The following is a 19169-nucleotide window of genomic DNA, read 5'->3' as shown; positions in this document are numbered from 1 at the left end:
TAGCCAGCTCAGATGCCGGAACCACTTCCTCGCCGGCGGCAACAGCGGTAAGGCTGCCTTCAATATATTGTTTCTTCCACTTGAACAACAGGCTGGGCTGAATACTATGCAGACGAGCCACATGAGACAGGGTCATACCTGGCTCCATAGCCTGTTGAATAATGGCGATCTTTTCCTGCGGAGTCTTACGTTTACGGCGCTCCTGTCCCAACAGTATTCCAGTCATCTCAAAATTAGAACCAGTATTAGACATATGTTTAAGCCTATCTCTTATTTTAAGATACATCTACTGTCTGGTGTTTCTTGGGGCCGCAGCAAGCATTTTAAAATACATAAATTTTATCTGCTGCTTACGTCGCTTTGGTCCCTAGTCGCCTTGGGGTGTCATCCATAAACGTTATAGGTCAAAACTATGCCAGCGTTAAATCGCTGTTGACAGCCTGTAATGTTGAGGCTTTATTGCTGCTCTCTGCAATAATCGGTTGTGGCCACTGGCCCAGACCGACCATCACCGGATCAATAACCTGCCAGGAAACACCCTGCTGCTGTGTTATCTGTTCGCGGATCGCATCGGCTTGTTCTTGCTTACCCTGGCGTTCCAATTGACGGGCAGCCTCTTGCCATTCATCCAAACTTGAAGACTCTTCGCGCAGCTCCTCAACCTTGGTACGGTGAGAAAGTGCCAGTAATGACCACAGCGGATGCGGTATACGTTGCTCCACCAGATAAACATTGTGGGTAGCTCGAGTAATGGCAACGTACAATGCATTGATAAAGAATTTGTAAATTTCCGCTGAGCGATCCTGTTTGTCACGTGGGCGCGCATAACGCCGCGCTTCTCCTTCAAGGTCCTCAACAGAGACACCCTGACAGATATCATCGAACACCTTGCTGGCTTCGCTCACCAAGTTAAATAAAATCACCGTTTCATATTCCAACCCTTTGGCTTCTTGAACCGAGAACACCAGCGGAGTTTTAAACCAGCGCCTGGCCAACTCTTTTTGCTCTGGGTGCATAACCACAACGGCCACGTTAGCTGAACGTGCCGTTTTTTCGTTTAACTCCTTCTTTACACTGTTTTTATCTTCTAACAGGGAGACAAAGCCCTCAGTCTGACCACCACTTTTGACAACATAATGACTCTCTCTGTCAATGGCACCGAACCGGGTTTGTTTAAGCTGCAGTAGACGATTAGCCAGGTTGGTGACATGTGGCGCGTTGCGGTAGTTCGCTTGTAAAATCCGGATACCCGCATCACTCCCCTGATGATGCTGGAAGAACAGACTTTTGAGTTTGCTCCAAGAGAAAAAATTGGGATGAACCACCTGATTGGCATCACCACAGAGCAGAAATTGGTTAGCAGTACGCAATGTTTTTAGTATCAGAAACAACTGGATAGGCGTCATATCCTGAATTTCATCAATAAAGATAAAATCGTAGCTCGGCGTTGCACGTGATAAGTATTGGTGGCTGAGCAGGTTGGTATCGTACTGCCGAGATTGTTTCAACCAAGCAACATAGCGTTCAAACAGCACATAGACTTCGCCCCGGGCCTCTACAGGATAAAGAGATTGCTTGATCCCCAATGCCAGATAGGCTTCACGACTCAAAGGCCCCTGTTCTGATACCGAAGCGCCAATCACACCACGAAACTCTTCAAACAGAGTATGCGCCGACCCCAAAGAGGCCGTTACTTTATTGCGCGGCAACCAGGAATTAAACGCATTGAAGGTCACCTCTTTTCCCTCTGGAACACTCAGCATCTCCAGAAACTCACGCAAGGAGAGAAAATCCACCTGTTGCAATTCATTTTCTTCGCCACTGGCCCGGTAAAGTGTCCGCGCCTTCTCAACCAGAAAAGAAGAGAGGCTGAGATAAAGGATCTCCCCCGTCGCCTGCTTCATTTTCTCCAGCACCAATGCCGTTTTACCACTACCTGCGGAACCCACAATCACCAAAGGTAGAGGATGTTCAAACAACGCTTGCTGATCATCATCAAACGACAACATTTTATCTAGCCGATAGAATCGGCCCGGTGTCACATTGATGTAAGCCATCGGTTCAGGCTGCACCTCGTCGGGATTCAGTACTGGCTGCAGGCGCTCTTCATCAATCACCACCTGTTGGCGAATAAAGCGTGAGGTGTGGTAGGCGTGATTGGGGAGGTACTCCAGCACCAGGCAAACCGTTTCATGGTTGTAGCGATAAAACGAAAAAAGTAATCGGTCGCGTATATTGAGCCGCGCACGATAGAGGTTGGTATCAATTTTCCGCACGTCAGCCTGGGTAAAATTATCTGCCGTGATAGCCTGCACAAACTTGTCATATCCGGGGATTTGGTTCGGATTGAGGTTATGGTACAGATAAATTTTCATGGCAGTTATTCCCAAGAGCGAAAAATAAAAAAAGAATAATTCTACGAATTGAGCCAATAGGGATATCGGTCGAAAAGACGACTTACACAGAGATAAATTTTAATTTTCGATGATATTAACTTCGTGAAAGGAAACCCGATATCGCATCAACCTTAATGGTGCCATTAATAACTCAGCTAAATCATTCTTATGAAATATTAGCCATTATCTATTTTTAAGTGAAAAATAATACCCACGAAATAAAATGAGAAAATAAAGAAAATGCGACAGTGACAATTTAATTTCAAACTAAAATCAGAATAAAAATATAGCAAAACCAATAAAAACAGCATTTAAATTCAAAAAAATAAAAAAATCATTATAGGATATAGAAGGGCATATTTATCAATTCAGCCGACATAATATATTAGATGATCCCCTATAAATTTTTACTTAATCACGAATAGAATTAGGTAAAACACTAATCCATCTTTCTATTAGTGATGGGCAAATTATCAATCAAATTGACTCATTGATAAGCAGAGATAACATTAAAGATGGGCTGGTAAAACTTAATATTAACTTAACAAACCAGAGGGGAATATCGGAATTTACTCTATAAAAGGTCGCAATAGTTGAGTTTTATTCAGAAATCTTTGTCTGCATAACTCATCTATCGTGATTTTTGGTTAAAGATTGACTGCCCCTGAGCAGCGTTAACAACCAGGGGACTCTCGATAAATTGATGGAATAAACGTCACCATAATCTGGGTTTTATGAGCGTTGATTTAGGTTAGCTTCAGCCAAACGAGAATCATCAACCCGTGAGGTTAACCATAAAGAAAACGTTATTATCTCTGCGCAGCAGCCAAAGCCTGTGCACAAGCCCAGGCAGAACTCCAGGCCCATTGGAAGTTATAGCCCCCTAGCCACCCTGTTACATCCACCACTTCACCGATAAAATAGAGCCCGGGCACCTTGTTTGCCTCCATGGTTTTGGAAGACAACTCCTTGGTATCTACGCCGCCTAATGTCACTTCCGCAGTACGATAACCTTCCGTTCCATTGGGTTGTATGCGCCAATTTTGCAGGTTTTCAATCACGGCTGTCTGCTGTGCCGGGGTCAGTTGTTTTAATGTGACATCCGGCAATTGCCCCAGTGTTTGCAGAAACTCCACCAGACGCTTGGGCAGATGTAGCGCCAGTGTATTTTTCAGGCTCTGGTTGGGATGGGCTTGTCGTTGTTCATGCAAAACCGCCACCAGATCCAGTGTAGGAAGTAAGTTAACACTCACATACTCACCGGGTTGCCAATAGCTGGAAACTTGCAAGACGGCGGGGCCAGAAAGCCCCCGATGGGTAAACAGAATGCTTTCACGAAACTGGGTGCCATTGTCTGCCGTGATCAGCGCAGGCAGCGAAACGCCGGAAAGCACTTGAGATTGCTCCAGTAGCGGTTTATGCAAGGTAAAGGGGACCAACCCAGCTCGGGTAGGGAGTACGTTTAAACCAAACTGTTCAGCCAGTTGGTAACCGAATGGCGACGCCCCTAACCCTGGCATCGAAAGTCCCCCGGTGGCCACAACAAGTGAGTGAGTGCTCACACCACCATTATTGGTTGCTAGCTCAAATCCGCTCTCTCCCTGTTTAATACTCAGGACTTCACTGCGTAAGCGGATCGTCACCTGACCGAGTTCACACTCTTTTAGCAGCAGATCAACAACCTGCTGTGCAGAATCATCGCAAAACAGTTGCCCCAGTGTTTTTTCATGGTAAGCAATGCCATAGCGATTAATCAGATCGATAAAATCCCACTGGGTATAACGTGCCAATGCGGATTTACAAAAATGGGGATTATTTGAAAGATAGGCAACGGGCTCCGTATACATATTGGTAAAATTGCATCGCCCTCCACCGGACATCAGGATCTTGCGGCCTGGTTTTTTGCCGTTATCCAGCAGCAGCACCCGGCGACCCAGTTGCCCGGCCTGAGCAGCACAAAACATGCCTGCGGCTCCCGCGCCAATGATTACCACATCAAATTGTTCCACCGAAGCCTCTTTTGTTGTTTCACTGCCAGCACCGCGCTAACTCAATGGGATCGATTGTAAAGGTATCGATAGAGCAAGCCAACGGAAGAACAAGAAAATGTTACCCCAGGTAAAAAGCGGTAACATACTGAAATTATTTGATTACTCTAAGGCATTGAGACCTTTTGTCATCGTCACGTCAAAAAAACGTCATATTTCCCTTTTCCCAGAGACCCATTGTCACTGATAATGCGCGGCGATCAAGTCCACAAACCTGGCGTGACACTTATATGCTACATTTGTTCTCTGGCCTGGATTTTCATACCAGCCTAATGTTAATTATTGCCTTGTTGTTCGTATTGTTTTACGAAGCCATCAATGGTTTTCACGATACGGCCAACGCGGTTGCTACTGTCATTTATACTCGCGCTATGCGTTCGCAATTTGCGGTCGTTATGGCTGGTGTATTCAACTTTCTTGGGGTTATGCTCGGCGGTTTGAGCGTTGCCTATGCCATTGTTCACCTGTTGCCAACCGATCTGTTGCTGAACGTCAGTTCAACACAAGGCTTAGCCATGGTTTTTTCCATGTTACTGGCAGCGATTATCTGGAATCTCGGCACCTGGTATTTTGGCTTGCCTGCTTCCAGTTCCCATACCTTGATTGGCGCGATTATTGGTGTTGGTTTAACCAATGCACTCGTCACTAGCACCTCCGTCGTGGACGCACTGAATGTGCCGAAAATGATCGCCATCTTCCTGTCGCTGATCTTATCCCCACTGGTGGGTATGATGGTTGCTGGCTTGATGGTATTTATACTGCGCCATTACTGGAGTAATACCAAAAAACGCCAACGCATTCATATGACACCGGCTGAACGTGAAAAGGTCGATGGCAAACGTAAGCCGCCATTCTGGACACGTATCGCCCTGATCATGTCCGCTATTGGTGTCAGTTTTTCACACGGTGCTAACGATGGTCAAAAAGGTATCGGGTTGATTATGCTGGTGCTGATTGGCGTTGCCCCGGCCGGTTTTGTGCTCAATATGAGCGCAACGGGTTATGACATTACCCGTACACGGGATGCTGTCGTTCACCTGCAGCAATTCTACCAGCAGCATGGTGAGTCGCTGACTCATGTGATCGGACAAGCCCCCTTGGCACCCACTGCTGAGAATACACCACCCACAGAGAATCAACCGGTTCAGTTCCACTGTGACAGTGCACGCGCGCTGATCGCCATAGACCGTTCTCTGGCCCTGTTGGACAATCTGCAAAGTTACGACCAACTGACGGTAGAACAACGCAGTCATCTGCGCCGTCTGTTAATGTGCGTTACCGATACGGCAGGAAAAATAGCCAAGCTGCCGGAAATCTCTGCGGATGATCAACGGTTCCTCAAAAAACTACGTTCCGATTTATTGCAAACCGTCGAGTATGCACCAACCTGGATTATCGTGGCGGTCGCCTTGGCGCTGTCCATTGGTACCATGATAGGTTGGAGACGAGTGGCAACTACTATTGGCGAAAAAATTGGCAAGAAAGGCATGACTTATGCCCAAGGGGTATCAGCTCAGATGACTGCTGCACTGTCAATTGGTGTTGCCAGCTACACCGGTATGCCCGTCTCCACTACCCATGTGCTCTCTTCCGCTGTTGCGGGCACCATGATCGTTGACGGTGGTGGCGTACAGAGTAAAACCGTGAAGAGCATTCTACTGGCCTGGGTACTGACCCTACCGGTGTCGCTGCTACTTTCCGGGGGCCTTTACTGGCTAGCACTGAAACTGATTTAGCGCTAAATGGCGGTCATATTGGCCGCCATTTTTTTGCTTGAATCAACCTAATGAGCTAATAGTAGACCGCCATCGTCGACAGGCTAACAATCACCAATCCCCCCAGCGACAACGTCAGCAAAAATTGACCTCGTACCCGCTGACAGCGGCGAATAAACTCAGGATCATGATGCTCAATATATCGCTGAGAAAAAATATAGCTCACCAGCCGTATCTGTTTGCGGGGTTGTCCATGGGACGTAAAAAAGCCGCTACCATCAACATATTGGTACAGTAATGGGTCGCAGCCGCGTAAAACAAATAACAGCGCACGCAGAGAAGATAAATACCGAGCCAGGTTAACCACGCATATCACACACAGAGCCCAAAACAGCGCAACGGTACTAATCATGATGACCTCCTCAAGGCGTACTAACCCGACCAACCGCCGAGCCAACAGCCCTACTTCTTACCCAATGCTGTCGGAGCCTGTGGCTCCCATCCTCCTAGCATATTTTTTACCCCTGAATTTCCCCCTTCAATAACCGCCACAGAAGCCTAGCTGTGGATAATATTGAATTGACGCCTCTGTCAGCTTAAGGAGAAATGATCTAGCTAATCGCTATATTCACTATTGTAGAATATGGCATGCAAATGAACACGCGTGTTGTATCAAATTTATTAAAATTGTTAAAATTCTTAACGCGAAATTTAACAATGCAGTAATATTAAACCGACCTATCATGAAAACATTGACACTAACGCGGTTAAAAACCGATAACGTTTTTAACCCAGTTCATCCAAGCTACACTGTTTTTTTGCATCAGCGACTAACCCATTGATGCAATGCATTGTGATCGCCTCAACATATCACGATGTTATCTGGATGGTATGATGCAGGAGAGATGAAAGCACCAAGCTGAAACACTGAATGCCTGCACACTTTAATCGGCATATATAGAGAGGGAGTTTTTTTATGGCTTACAAACACATACTGATCGCGGTTGACCTGTCCCCAGAAAGCAAAATCCTGGTTGAGAAGGCGGTATCAATGGCTCGGCCATACAATGCCAAAGTCTCCCTGATCCACGTTGATGTTAACTATTCCGACCTGTATACCGGCCTAATTGATGTCAATCTTGGCGATATGCAACAACGCATTTCTGAAGAAACCCATCGAGCATTAAGCGAACTATCGCAAAATGCCGGCTACCCGATTACCGAAACCCTCAGTGGTAGCGGTGACTTGGCACAGGTCTTGGTTGATGCAATCAAAAAGTACGATATGGATTTGGTACTCTGTGGGCACCATCAGGATTTTTGGAGCAAACTGATGTCTTCCGCCCGCCAACTCATCAATACGGTACACATCGATATGCTGATTGTGCCATTGCGTGAAGAAGAATAAAGCAAGTAAGTAAGCACTCACAACCTCGTTATACCCACGCCCGCCTAATGCGGGCGTTTTTCATCATGTTTTCTTCATTTATTGCTTGTTAATCAGCCGCCTCTCAATGCTATAGTCGGTATAGACACAACATCCTCCCCCAACTATGAGATAGATCATTAAAAGAGGGGAACCAAAATGCTAAACAGGAGCTATCCATGGAACAGGCTGTATCGCTAGAATCCTTTCTAAAATCTTTACAACGTCATAACTCGCATCAACCAGAATATCTGCAGGCAGTTCGGGAAGTATTTACCTCCTTGTGGCCATTTATCGAACGCAATCCGCATTATCGTGACTACGCATTGCTCGAACGTTTGGTGGAGCCTGAGCGCATCATTCAGTTCCGCGTCAGTTGGATTGACGATCAGGGGCAGGTTCGCGTTAACCGCGCTTATCGTATCCAGTTCAACTCCGCTATTGGGCCATACAAAGGGGGGATGCGTTTCCACCCTTCAGTCAACACCTCCATTCTGAAGTTCCTGGGTTTTGAGCAAACCTTCAAGAATGCCCTCACCACACTACCAATGGGTGGTGGCAAAGGTGGTTCAGACTTTGATCCGAAGGGTAAAAGCCAGGGCGAAATCATGCGTTTTTGCCAGGCCTTAATGACCGAACTTTACCGTCACCTGGGCCCAGATACTGACGTACCCGCCGGGGACATCGGCGTAGGTGGCCGCGAAGTGGGCTTTATGGCTGGCATGATGAAAAAGCTTTCCAACAACACCGGTTGTGTATTTACCGGTAAAGGGTTGTCGTTTGGCGGCAGTTTGATTCGCCCTGAGGCCACCGGTTATGGTCTGGTGTACTTTACCGATTCGATGTTAAAGCGCCATGGTTTGGGTTTTGAAGGGATGCGAGTTGCGGTTTCCGGTTCTGGTAACGTTGCACAATACACCATTGAAAAAGCCTTGGAGCTGAATGCTCGGGTGATCACTGTTTCAGATTCTGGCGGTACAGTGGTGGATGAAGCCGGTTTTACCAAAGAAAAACTGGCACATCTGACCGAAATCAAAAACCAGCGCTATGGCCGGGTGGTTGACTATGCGCGCGAGCGTGGCCTGACCTATCTGGAAGGCCAACAGCCATGGCATGTACCGGTAGATATCGCGCTGCCATGTGCTACTCAGAACGAACTGGATATTGATGCCGCACAAATATTGATTCGTAACGGGGTCAAAGCGGTTGCTGAAGGCGCCAATATGCCAACCACCATCCAAGCTACTGATGCCTTCCTTGAAGCCGGTGTTCTGTTCGCGCCAGGTAAAGCAGCCAATGCTGGTGGTGTCGCCACGTCTGGGTTGGAGATGGCACAAAATGCCGCACGCCTGAGCTGGAGAGCCGAAAAAGTGGATATTCGTTTGAAACAAATCATGGCAGATATCCACCAATCCTGTGTCAATTACGGTGGTGAAGGCAAACAAACACACTATGTGCATGGTGCCAATATCGCTGGTTTTGTCAAAGTGGCTGACGCCATGTTGGCTCAGGGTGTACTTTAATCCAGAGTGATACTTTTTATCGTCCCTATGCCGGCGTCTTACGCCGGCATATCTCAAGTATCTTAGTTAATTGCCTCAATAATCGTGGCTCGATCACTTAACCGCTGTTTGATAACCGGATCGTTCTCCATTTGTGCCTGCTCCTGCAGCGCCCTAATCTGTTGCTGTTTGCTTTGCGGATCACTAAACAACAAGGCTTTGACATTAATAGAGGCGACATTGGTATAACGCCCATCATCGCTGGTCGGCACACTGATTTTGCCCGTATTCAGCAGGTTTTCCACTATCTGGCGTTCACGCTCATAACCTTCCAGGCCCAGCAGTTTCCAGCGCTGCATCGTTTTACCCTGATATTGCCCTTTTTTCACTTCGCTTAAATAACGCAGGGTCAAATTGCGCACGGTCCCGGCTTCTTCGCCATACTCAGCTTTGGTGTCTGAAAGTATCGGAAACTCCATCCCTGCCAATACTCCATCTTTCTGCGTCAAATGCCCCATGCGATAGCTGTTCATGCCCAAACGAATGGGTAAGGCATCCGTCACCGGCGTACCGTCGTTCAACTTCAGGTCGGTGATGCGCTGCCCGGCTGGCTTGCGCAAATCGATGGTGTAAGTCACACCATCAAAAAAGTCATTGGTGGAATATTTGGAAGCTCGCCGTTGCGGGTTGAAACTGTAGGTAACATCCCCATCCTGCAACTGGTTGAAGTAGTCTGCAGCCCACTCCATGTAGGCCTTCAACTCTTTGCCGGTAAGCTGATAAACCGTAATTTCTCCGCCAGCATATTGGTAGTTAAAGGCGATATCCTTGGCCGTAATCGTACCCACATTCAGCCTTGGTTGGTCATTATCTATCTGTAATGCAATCACTTCTGCTTTAGGTGCGTAGTAACGGAGCGCTTCCTGATACAGCGCACTGATACCGGTATCCTGCACATGTACCTGAGGGATCCCCTTCACCGCATCGGGCGGAACCAGATCCTGCCCCGTTAATTGGGCAATGGGTCGGTTGGCATTGGCTCGCAGGATGGTATGGAACGGTTGATAGATCTGTTCCAGCTTTTTGTCAGAAGCCATCCCTTTGATGGGGTAGGTATAGCTGTCTTTATTGATCAACACATACTGACCATTTTGCGGCTCAAATTGCAGGTCGATACGCGATAATGCGCGGCCATATTTATCCGGCTCGGTAATGATCACGCCATTAATCACCGCTTTATCTATCTTGACGTGCATATGCCCAGCAACAATCGCCGCCAGTTCCGGGTTGGCGCGTGCAATATCGCCCACTCCCGTTCCAGGCCGCTGGTTCTCATTATCGATCCCCATATGGGCCACCAGCACAATAGCGTCCACCTGACCATCAAGCTGCTGAATCACCTGTTTTACCGCCTGTACCGGATCGGTAAATTTCAGGCCATCGATGTGATCAGTCCCCTTGGCAAACTCGGCTGTCATGGGTGTGTCCATCCCGATAATGCCGATTTTCACCCCTTGGCGTTCCACTATCTTATAAGCGGGTAAATAGGGTTTGCCGCTTTCCCAGAAGATATTGCCCGCCAACGCCGTCCCATTGAACTGGTTCAACGAGGTCTCTAATACTTTCAGGCCAAAATCAAACTCGTGATTGCCCATCACCCACACATCGTAGTTCAACGCATTGAAGCCCAACATCATCGGGCTGGTTTTATCATTCTTGAAGGTTTCAACAAAGTTGCCCTGAATGGTGTCCCCAGCATCCACCAAAATCACATTCGGCTGTTGGGCGCGGATTTGATGCACTAGCGTGGCAATTTGGCTTAGGCTACCCGCCAAATTTTCAGTATCAGAAGCGTAATCCCAAGGTACAAAAGTACCATGCAGATCAGAGGTACCCAGGATAGTGATATTAATAGGTTCGGCTGCAATAACCGAGCCACTCAAACCAAGCAGTAAGGGAAGCAGTCTCTTTTTCATAGTAAAATCTCATTTTATTTTATTGTAATTCAATGAGATTATGCAGCAAGCGCTCAGGGGTTACTAGTCACCTTGTAGACCCCATAGAGAAAGTGTGACACCGTTCAATCATAATTATTATGAATATATTGACCCTGTTATATAGGCATATAAATATCAAAACGGTGATTTTTGGTAGTCGTGGTGGCATGCGCAGGCACATCTGCCAGCGGTGGTGCATAGTCAGGGCGCTTCACCACAATCCGTTTGGTTGCCAACCGACGAGCCGGTTCAAGCAATTCATCCGCATCAGCGTCGCTGCCCACCAATGACTGAAAAACTCGCATCTCTTTTTTCACCAGCGCACTCTTCTGCTTATGCGGATACATCGGGTCGAGGTACACCACTTGCGGGGGAGGTTGCAAATCGGCCAAGGCCGTCAGGCTCGAAGCATGCAGCAGCGTCATCCGCTCACGCAGCCAAGGGCCAATATCAGGGTCCTGATAGCCCCGCTGCAAACCATCATCCAACAGTGCAGCAACTACCGGATTACGCTCCAGCATCCGTACCTGGCAACCCAGTGATGCCAGAACAAATGCATCACGCCCCAACCCGGCAGTGGCATCCACCACGCTGGGGAGATAACTGCCCTTGATACCCACCGCTTTAGCGACCGCCTCACCGCGCCCGCCACCAAAACGCCGCCGATGCGCCATCGGGCCGTTGATAAAATCAACGTAGATCGCCCCAAGTTTTGGCTCATCGCGCTTACGTAACTCTAACCGCTCTGGCGTCAATACCAGCGCCAGCAACGCATTTTCGTCACTGGTCAGTTGCCAACGCTCAGCCAACATAGATAAGGCGCCGGGGTCGGCGCCTGCTTCACAGCATAAAAACACGCTCACGGGGCGAGTTATCCTTTAATACCATAATGGCGCAACATCGCATCCAGCTCTGGCGCGCGGCCACGGAAGCGCTTGAATAACGTCATCGGCTCTTCAGAGCCCCCACGGGACAAGATATTATCCAGGAAGGATTTACCGGTTTCGGCATTGAAAATGCCTTCTTCTTCAAAACGCGAGTAAGCATCTGCCGACAACACTTCCGCCCATAAATAGCTGTAATAACCGGCCGCATAGCCCCCGGCAAAAATATGGCTGAACGCATGTGGGAAGCGACCCCAACTAGGTGAAGGCACCACCGCAACCATTTTCTTGACCTCAGCCAACGTTGGCAGGATCTGAGCCCCTTTTTCCGGGCTGTATTCGAAATGCATACGGAAATCAAACAGACCAAATTCCAACTGGCGCAGGATAAACAGCGCTGCCTGGTAGTTTTTCGCTGCCAGCATCTTGTTCAATAACGCTTCGGGTAAAGGTTCGCCGGTTTCAAAGTGACCAGAGATAAACGCCAACGCTTCCGGTTCCCAGCACCAGTTTTCCATAAATTGGCTTGGCAACTCCACCGCGTCCCAAGGCACGCCATTGATACCAGAAACACCCGCGGTATCGATCTGCGTCAACATATGATGTAAACCATGACCAAACTCATGGAACAAGGTGGTGACTTCGTTATGAGTAAACAGCGCAGGTTGGTCACCTAGCGGGCGGTTAAAGTTACAGGTGAGGTAGGCCACCGGTTTTTGCTGCTCGCCATTGGCTTTACCCAAGCTGGCCACGCAATCGTCCATCCAGGCACCGCCGCGCTTGTGCTCACGAGCATACAAATCGAGATAGAAACTACCCCGCAATTCACCCGCCGCATCAAACAGATCAAAGAAGCGCACTTCAGGATGCCAGGTATCCACATCCTTACGCTCTTTAGCAGTGATTCCGTAAATGCGTTTCACCACTTCAAACAACCCTTCTAATGCGCGCTGCTCCGGGAAGTAGGGCCGCAATTGTTCATCATTGATCGAAAACAGATGCTGTTTCTGTTTTTCACCGTAATAAGTGATATCCCAAGCTTCAAGCTGCTCCACACCATAGTGCTGTTTGGCAAAAGCACGTAGTTGGGCTAATTCTTGTTCTGCCTGTGGGCGCGCACGCTTCGCCAGGTCGTTCAAAAAATCGAGTACCTGTTGCGGGTTCTCGGCCATTTTGGTCGCCAACGACTTATCAGCATAACTGCCAAAACCTAACAGTTGGGCCAATTCATGGCGCAGAGCCAGCATTTCTGCCATCACTTCGCTGTTATCCCACTGACCTGCATTTGGCCCCTGATCAGAGGCTCGGGTAGCAAAGGCACGATAAATTTCTTCACGCAGTGCCTGGTTATCCGCATAAGTCATCACTGGGAGATAACTTGGCATATCCAACGTCAACAGCCAGCCGGTCTGCTCTTTAGCCTGTGCCATCGCCTGCGCTTGGGCCAAGGCACTTTCTGGCAAACCACTCAACTGATTCACATCTGTAATCAGCTTGCTCCACCCCATGGTGGCATCCAGCACATTATTACTGTAGGTCGAACCCAGCTCAGACAGCCGAGCAACTATCTCACCATAACGCTGTTGTTTTTCCGCTGGCAGGCCAATACCTGATAACTCAAAATCACGCAGTGCATTTTCCACGGCTTTACGTTGTGGCTGGCTCAGCTTGGCAAAACCTTCCCCCTGCTTCAGATTGCAATAAGCCTGATACAACCCCGCATGCTGCCCCACCCAAGTGCCATACTCAGAAAGCAAGGGCAGCGCCTTCTCGTAGGCTTCGCGTAATTCTGGGCTGTTTTTCACTGAGTTCAAATGGCCTATTGGCGACCAGATACGGGCCAGACGATCATCAGATTCAGCCAGCGGCTGGCACAGATTTTCCCAGGTAAATGGGCCCGGTTGCGCCACCACAGACTCGACGGCAGCACGGCAGTCATTTAAGGCAGATTGCACTGCAGGCACAATATCTTCAGGGCGGATAGCCGAAAACGGAGGTAGGGAAAACGGTGTCAGCAACGGATTAGTCATAAGGAAAGTCCTGATTATGGTTGTTGACCCGAGGCAGAGTTCAGGTCAAATAATGTTAATTAACATGGTGCCAAGTGGCATGAAAATCAATGGCGCACCTGATAAAACCTGCCACCCAGTCTAACGATGAACACTATCTGGCAGTTAGGTCGCGTAACAAGTCAACGTCGTTCACTTTTTCTTGACCAGAAAGTTTATACTGTAGCCAGTATCGGCCTTTATTACATTTTGCTCCACCAGGAGCGCAAGGAATAACCAGACGCCATGTTAAGTTACCGCCATAGTTTTCACGCTGGCAATCACGCCGACGTGCTCAAGCACACCGTGCAAAGCCTGATCATTGAGTCGCTGAAAGAAAAAGAGAAACCGCTACTCTATCTGGATACTCACTCCGGTGCTGGGCGCTATCAGTTAAGTGGCGAGCATGCCGAGCGCACCGGGGAATACCTGGAGGGTATCGGTCTGGTGTGGCAGCGTGATGATCTGCCAACAGAAATGGCGGCCTATATGAGCGCCGTGCATAATTTTAATCGTTCCGGCACCTTGCGCTATTACCCCGGCTCCCCGTTGATTGCCCGCCAGTTACTGCGGCCACATGATAAAATTCATCTGACCGAATTGCACTCAACAGATTACCCGCTACTACGCAGCGAGTTCCAGAAAGACGAACGCGCCAAAGTGCTGCGTGCCGACGGTTATCAACAACTGAAATCGCAACTGCCCCCCCTGTCTCGCCGTGGTTTCATCTTGATGGACCCACCTTATGAGCTCAAAACCGATTACCAAAACGTGGTGAGCGGTATTCAGGAAGGTTATAAACGTTTTGCCACCGGTACCTATGCATTGTGGTATCCGGTAGTACTGCGTCAGCAAATCAAACGGATGCTCAAGGAGTTGGAAGCAACCGGTATACGGCGCATCCTGCAAATTGAACTGGCAGTAAAACCAGACAGTGAACAACGGGGAATGACCGCATCAGGCATGATTGTGATTAATCCACCCTGGAAGTTAGAGCAGCAGATGAACAATGTGCTGCCATGGTTACATAAAGTGCTGGTACCCACGGGTATCGGTCACTATCTAGTGAACTGGGTGGTACCAGAATAAAAGTTAAACCCCAGTGGTTGCCGAACAGCGGCAACGGCGTTGAAACGGGCAGAGGCTAGGTTGTGCCTATTACAACCATTGACGCAATCTTTGCGACAAAGCCCTGCCAAGCGTTAAACTTATCATTTTTCGAATCACAACTCCCATGGAAAACCCAGATGACGAAACATTACGATTATCTAGCAATTGGCGGCGGCAGTGGTGGTATCGCCTCGATCAACCGGGCTGCCATGTACGGTCAGAAATGCGCCCTGATTGAAGCCAAAGAACTTGGTGGCACCTGCGTTAATGTGGGTTGTGTGCCGAAAAAGGTGATGTGGCATGCGGCACAAATCGCCGAGGCTATCCACCAGTATGGGCCGGATTACGGCTTTGATACCACCGTCAACCATTTTGACTGGCAACGTTTGATCGCCAACCGCACCGCTTATATTGACCGTATCCATACCTCTTACGACAATGTACTCGCTAAGAATAACGTTGACGTGATCAAGGGTTTTGCGCGTTTTATTGATGCGCATACCGTCGAAGTCAACGGTGAAAGAATCACTGCCGACCATATTTTGATCGCCACTGGTGGTCGCCCCAATCACCCCGCTATTCCTGGGGCTGAATACGGCATTGACTCCGATGGCTTCTTTGCCTTGGATGCCATGCCAAAACGCGTCGCCGTGGTGGGCGCTGGCTATATTGCGGTAGAAATTGCCGGGGTGCTGAATGCACTAGGGGCAGAAACACATCTGTTTGTACGTAAACATGCGCCACTACGTAGCTTCGATCCTATGGTGGTAGAAACCCTGGTGGAAGTGATGAACACCGAAGGGCCAAGCCTACATACCGAATCGATTCCCCAATCCATCAGCAAAAATGCGGATGGCAGCCTGACACTGCGGTTGGAAAATGGCAAAACATTCACCGTCGACTCACTGATCTGGGCCATTGGGCGTGAACCGGCAACCGATAACCTGAATTTGGCTGCTGCTGGTGTAAAAACCAATGACAAAGGCTATATCGAAGTCGATAAATTCCAGAACACCAACGTCAAAGGTATCTATGCGGTCGGTGACAATACCGGTGCGGTAGAACTGACCCCGGTGGCCGTGGCTGCCGGACGCCGCCTGTCTGAGCGCCTGTTCAACAATAAACCGGACGAACACCTGGATTACAGCAATATTGCTACCGTGGTATTCAGCCATCCGCCAATCGGTACGATTGGTTTGACTGAACCGGCAGCAAAAGAAAAATTTGGCGCAGACCAGGTGAAGGTTTACAAAACATCCTTCACCGCAATGTACAGCGCGGTCACCCAGCACCGCCAACCTTGCCGGATGAAACTGGTCTGTGTAGGTGAAGATGAGAAGATCGTCGGCCTGCATGGTATTGGCTTTGGTATGGACGAGATCTTACAAGGCTTTGCGGTGGCAATAAAAATGGGTGCCACCAAGAAAGATTTCGACAATACCGTCGCTATCCATCCAACAGCGGCAGAAGAGTTTGTTACTATGCGTTAATGTAAAAAACCCACCGACACAGGTTCGTACTGTAGAAAAACTGAGAGGCCGGAGCATCGTGTTCTGGCCTTTGTTTATTGACTCATCGATATACAACCCCTTCTAACACGTTTATGCCCCATAACATGTTAAACAACCGCACTTGAAATAAGTCGATATTAAGTTAATATTAAGTTCGAATTAACATCAAAACATTTTAAGGGAGATTATTATGGGGCAGATTTCTATTGCAGAGTTTGAAGCTAAGGTATTGGAAAAAGAAGAGGTAGTCGTTAAAGTTCGTGCCCCTCGTGGTACCCTAGTGGAAGATTATGCCTTCGAACGTAAAGCAGCGGGAAACAGTTCGATTACCGATTTCATTGAGAATCGCATCGCACCTTGTATTAATAATTTGGAAGTTGAGATCATCGACGGCGAATACAGCAAGCCGCACGGCCGCACTAAGATGAGCACATTACGCAGCGGGTACGACCGCTAAAAGAGGCCATAATGAAGCTCAAACAGAATTCGCAACCGACATCAAAAGAGGGGTTGGAGCAGTACGTCAAGGATTCGTTCATGATCCTGCTTAAGAACCTCCCTATTGACAAAGCTCTTCCCTCAATATCACCGAAGAAATTCACCTCAGCGATGCGTAAAGTCACAGGTTTGGATGTTAAATCTTCATCATTGCCGGAGCTAAAGCAAACACTGGTGAAACTTATAGGCTGCCATGACAAGTTACCGAGCATCTTGAACCAACGTCAGGATGGATTTATCGCAACAAAATGCAAGTTGAGATCAGTGCTTGCAGTGCCTCTACGAGCAAGATCATGGGAGGAACTTCAGCAGCGGGTTTCTCTATTGGTTACATTGTGTAGTGTGGACGTTGATCTCGCAGAGAAGCGCTTCAATCAAGCCAAGGTCAACAGCTTTATAGGCTCGTCTTCTCTCGAAGGCATCGACCTTTCTGAAACACAAGAACGAAAAGAACTGCATCGCAAGATGCTGTTAAAATATGGAATAAAAAAGCATGGATAAGTACCTAACCGAAGGTGGAGATCCCTACTGCTACCCCGAAACAAACGTACTGATCAACAAGCATGACATACGCGATCCTCTTGAACTCGAGACGCTAGAAGCTGCCGTTACTGAAGCCAATTCAAGAACACTGCGGTTAGTACACCCTCCATACTCATTGGCAACTATGCAGGGAATCCATAAGCACCTGTTTGATGACCTTTATGATTGGGCTGGGCAAATACGGACAATTATGATTATGAAGGGAAAGACTCCTTTTTGTTATCCGAGCATGATCGATAGTAACGCTATCCAGTTATTCGCAGCTCTTGAGTCAGACAATTGGTTGAGGGATATGGATAAGGATTGTTTTTGCAATGGCATGGCTAAGCACTACGCAGAGTTCAATATGTTGCACCCGTTTCGGGAAGGCAATGGTCGAACCCAACGGATACTATTCGATTATATTGCTGCCATTAATGGATATTACATCGAGTGGGGGAATATATCCCCATCGGACTGGATAACAGCAAATGTGTATGGCGTAATACAGGACTACACGTACCTATATAGAATTTTTTCTGCTATTACCTACGAGCACGCTTAATTTAAATACTATCACATCAACAGACGCATACTGTAGCGGTCAAGAACAACGGGCCACGGTTTGAGCGTTTTTCCAGAACAATCGTTCTGATTCATTGGGCGTCAAAACACCATTATATTGATGAGATCTGAGCTGGCTGTAATATCCCGTGATGTAATTCGTTATCGCCTTGCTGGCTTCGCTAAAATTAACGTACCCATGATCCGGAACCCACTCCGTTTTCAAACTTCTGAAGAACCGCTCCATTGGGCTGTTATCCCAGCAATTTCCCCGGCGACTCAGGTTTTGATTTATATGATATCATCACAGTAACTGTCTGAAATTCCTGCTAGTATAGTGACTACCTTGATCGGAGTGATACAGTAAATTAGCCGGTTTTCCCCGTGCTTCCCAGGCCATAGACAGCGCTTTACCTGTTAGTACTGAATCAGGAAAAAATGACATCGCCCATCCGATCGGTTTACGGGAAAATAACTCGAATACAACAGCCAGATAAGCCCAGCGTTTTCCCGTCCAGATATAAGTGACATCACCGTACCAAGCCTGATTAGGCTCGGTAACAGCAAACTGGCGATCCAGATAATTAGCTCAGAGATCCCCTCATTTTTAGAGACTCAAATAATGCCAAGTGTGCGGGTATATAACCGATGCTGCCTCAGGTAATAAGTAAACTTCTCCATCAACAATATCGCGTAGGCTTCTTTCATTTTAGGCAGTAATTGATAGTAGATAACACCTTGTCGGAAAAATGAATATGTTCGGCTTTTGCTGGTATTGACCTTGATCGTTCGCTCCAGACCCGCGCTGTCTCCTGCCTTGCCCAGCAGCGTCAACAGGACTATCGCCAGCGCACTGAACAGAAATAATCGATCGCGTCTTGCCGGATTTTTGATCCGAACCTGACCCATTCCCATGCCAAATTTATAGTCCTTGATGTCCCGGAAACT

At 48.1% G+C, this 19169-nt stretch carries 15 protein-coding genes and 2 pseudogenes; 8 read left to right on the top strand and 9 right to left on the bottom strand.

Features of this window, described 5'->3' with window-relative positions; translation table 11 throughout:
* The 3 genes from IO95_RS11565 to IO95_RS11555 all read right to left on the bottom strand — a co-directional run.
* The coding region (locus IO95_RS11565; RefSeq protein WP_152554936.1) for a transposase at window positions 1-226 on the bottom strand (226 nt) is incomplete at its 3' end.
* 184 nt (window positions 227-410) lie between these two features.
* Window positions 411-2375: a UvrD-helicase domain-containing protein gene (locus tag IO95_RS11560; RefSeq protein WP_023489832.1), complete on the bottom strand. Its 1965-nt coding sequence runs from the start codon at window positions 2373-2375 to the stop codon at window positions 411-413.
* Window positions 2376-3205: 830 nt separating this feature from the next.
* The gene (locus IO95_RS11555; protein WP_023490697.1) at window positions 3206-4405 is read right to left on the bottom strand and encodes an NAD(P)/FAD-dependent oxidoreductase; all 1200 of its coding nucleotides are present in this window, start codon (window positions 4403-4405) and stop codon (window positions 3206-3208) included.
* 269 nt (window positions 4406-4674) lie between these two features.
* Between IO95_RS11555 and pitA the strand changes: the two genes are divergently transcribed.
* Window positions 4675-6180, top strand: a complete 1506-nt coding sequence (pitA, locus tag IO95_RS11550) for an inorganic phosphate transporter PitA (protein WP_023490696.1) — start codon at window positions 4675-4677, stop codon at window positions 6178-6180.
* Window positions 6181-6235: 55 nt separating this feature from the next.
* Here the strand turns inward: pitA and uspB are convergent, their stop codons facing one another.
* A complete protein-coding gene (gene uspB / locus IO95_RS11545; RefSeq protein ID WP_037385425.1) occupies window positions 6236-6571 on the bottom strand; it encodes a universal stress protein UspB in 336 nt (111 codons plus the stop codon).
* 564 nt (window positions 6572-7135) lie between these two features.
* Here uspB and uspA point away from each other — a divergent pair.
* Window positions 7136-7567 carry a universal stress protein UspA gene (gene uspA, locus IO95_RS11540; protein ID WP_037385422.1) on the top strand — a complete coding sequence of 144 codons (432 nt, stop codon included), beginning with the start codon at window positions 7136-7138 and terminating at the stop codon, window positions 7565-7567.
* Window positions 7568-7764: 197 nt separating this feature from the next.
* Window positions 7765-9108 carry an NADP-specific glutamate dehydrogenase gene (gene gdhA, locus IO95_RS11535; protein WP_037385419.1) on the top strand — a complete coding sequence of 448 codons (1344 nt, stop codon included), beginning with the start codon at window positions 7765-7767 and terminating at the stop codon, window positions 9106-9108.
* A gap of 62 nt (window positions 9109-9170) precedes the next feature.
* On the opposite strand, the gene IO95_RS11530 is transcribed toward gdhA, so the two are convergent.
* The 3 genes from IO95_RS11530 to prlC form a co-directional block, all read right to left on the bottom strand.
* Window positions 9171-11063, bottom strand: coding sequence for a bifunctional UDP-sugar hydrolase/5'-nucleotidase (locus IO95_RS11530; RefSeq protein ID WP_023490668.1), 1893 nt, complete (start codon window positions 11061-11063; stop codon window positions 9171-9173).
* A 137-nt stretch (window positions 11064-11200) separates the two neighbouring features.
* Window positions 11201-11947 carry a 16S rRNA (guanine(1516)-N(2))-methyltransferase RsmJ gene (rsmJ, locus tag IO95_RS11525; RefSeq protein ID WP_023490667.1) on the bottom strand — a complete coding sequence of 249 codons (747 nt, stop codon included), beginning with the start codon at window positions 11945-11947 and terminating at the stop codon, window positions 11201-11203.
* An 8-nt stretch (window positions 11948-11955) separates the two neighbouring features.
* Complete coding sequence (gene prlC, locus IO95_RS11520; protein ID WP_023490666.1) at window positions 11956-13998, bottom strand: oligopeptidase A; 2043 nt, start codon at window positions 13996-13998, stop codon at window positions 11956-11958.
* Window positions 13999-14262: 264 nt separating this feature from the next.
* Between prlC and IO95_RS11515 the strand changes: the two genes are divergently transcribed.
* The 5 genes from IO95_RS11515 to IO95_RS11495 all read left to right on the top strand — a co-directional run bounded on the left by IO95_RS11515 (window position 14263) and on the right by IO95_RS11495 (window position 18222).
* Entirely contained in the window at window positions 14263-15105 is an 843-nt protein-coding gene (locus IO95_RS11515; RefSeq protein ID WP_023490665.1) for a 23S rRNA (adenine(2030)-N(6))-methyltransferase RlmJ, read from the top strand.
* A 158-nt stretch (window positions 15106-15263) separates the two neighbouring features.
* Window positions 15264-16616: a glutathione-disulfide reductase gene (gene gorA, locus IO95_RS11510; RefSeq protein ID WP_023490664.1), complete on the top strand. Its 1353-nt coding sequence runs from the start codon at window positions 15264-15266 to the stop codon at window positions 16614-16616.
* 211 nt (window positions 16617-16827) lie between these two features.
* Complete coding sequence (locus IO95_RS11505; protein WP_023490663.1) at window positions 16828-17094, top strand: hypothetical protein; 267 nt, start codon at window positions 16828-16830, stop codon at window positions 17092-17094.
* A gap of 11 nt (window positions 17095-17105) precedes the next feature.
* The gene (locus IO95_RS11500; RefSeq protein ID WP_037385416.1) at window positions 17106-17636 is read left to right on the top strand and encodes a hypothetical protein; all 531 of its coding nucleotides are present in this window, start codon (window positions 17106-17108) and stop codon (window positions 17634-17636) included.
* Window positions 17629-18222, top strand: coding sequence for a Fic family protein (locus tag IO95_RS11495; RefSeq protein WP_037385414.1), 594 nt, complete (start codon window positions 17629-17631; stop codon window positions 18220-18222). The genes IO95_RS11500 and IO95_RS11495 overlap by 8 nt, the downstream gene beginning before the upstream one ends.
* A gap of 39 nt (window positions 18223-18261) precedes the next feature.
* On the opposite strand, the pseudogene IO95_RS24095 reads toward IO95_RS11495, so the two are convergent.
* A pseudogene (locus IO95_RS24095) lies at window positions 18262-18807 on the bottom strand (IS3 family transposase); the annotation flags it as partial.
* Window positions 18808-18836: 29 nt separating this feature from the next.
* A pseudogene (locus IO95_RS11490) lies at window positions 18837-19169 on the bottom strand (IS4 family transposase); the annotation flags it as partial.

The organism is Serratia sp. DD3 (genome assembly GCF_000496755.2).
Note: the sequence above shows the minus strand (reverse complement) of the source record. Positions and strands in the feature narration are given on the sequence as shown.

Coding starts and splice junctions, on each gene's coding strand:
- IO95_RS11560 (WP_023489832.1), bottom strand. CDS start 2,375: ATGAAAATTTATCTGTACCATAACCTCAATCCGAACCAAATCCCCGGA.
- pitA (WP_023490696.1), top strand. CDS start 4,675: ATGCTACATTTGTTCTCTGGCCTGGATTTTCATACCAGCCTAATGTTA.
- uspB (WP_037385425.1), bottom strand. CDS start 6,571: ATGATTAGTACCGTTGCGCTGTTTTGGGCTCTGTGTGTGATATGCGTG.
- uspA (WP_037385422.1), top strand. CDS start 7,136: ATGGCTTACAAACACATACTGATCGCGGTTGACCTGTCCCCAGAAAGC.
- gdhA (WP_037385419.1), top strand. CDS start 7,765: ATGGAACAGGCTGTATCGCTAGAATCCTTTCTAAAATCTTTACAACGT.
- IO95_RS11530 (WP_023490668.1), bottom strand. CDS start 11,063: ATGAAAAAGAGACTGCTTCCCTTACTGCTTGGTTTGAGTGGCTCGGTT.
- prlC (WP_023490666.1), bottom strand. CDS start 13,998: ATGACTAATCCGTTGCTGACACCGTTTTCCCTACCTCCGTTTTCGGCT.
- IO95_RS11515 (WP_023490665.1), top strand. CDS start 14,263: ATGTTAAGTTACCGCCATAGTTTTCACGCTGGCAATCACGCCGACGTG.
- gorA (WP_023490664.1), top strand. CDS start 15,264: ATGACGAAACATTACGATTATCTAGCAATTGGCGGCGGCAGTGGTGGT.
- IO95_RS11505 (WP_023490663.1), top strand. CDS start 16,828: ATGGGGCAGATTTCTATTGCAGAGTTTGAAGCTAAGGTATTGGAAAAA.
- IO95_RS11500 (WP_037385416.1), top strand. CDS start 17,106: ATGAAGCTCAAACAGAATTCGCAACCGACATCAAAAGAGGGGTTGGAG.
- IO95_RS11495 (WP_037385414.1), top strand. CDS start 17,629: ATGGATAAGTACCTAACCGAAGGTGGAGATCCCTACTGCTACCCCGAA.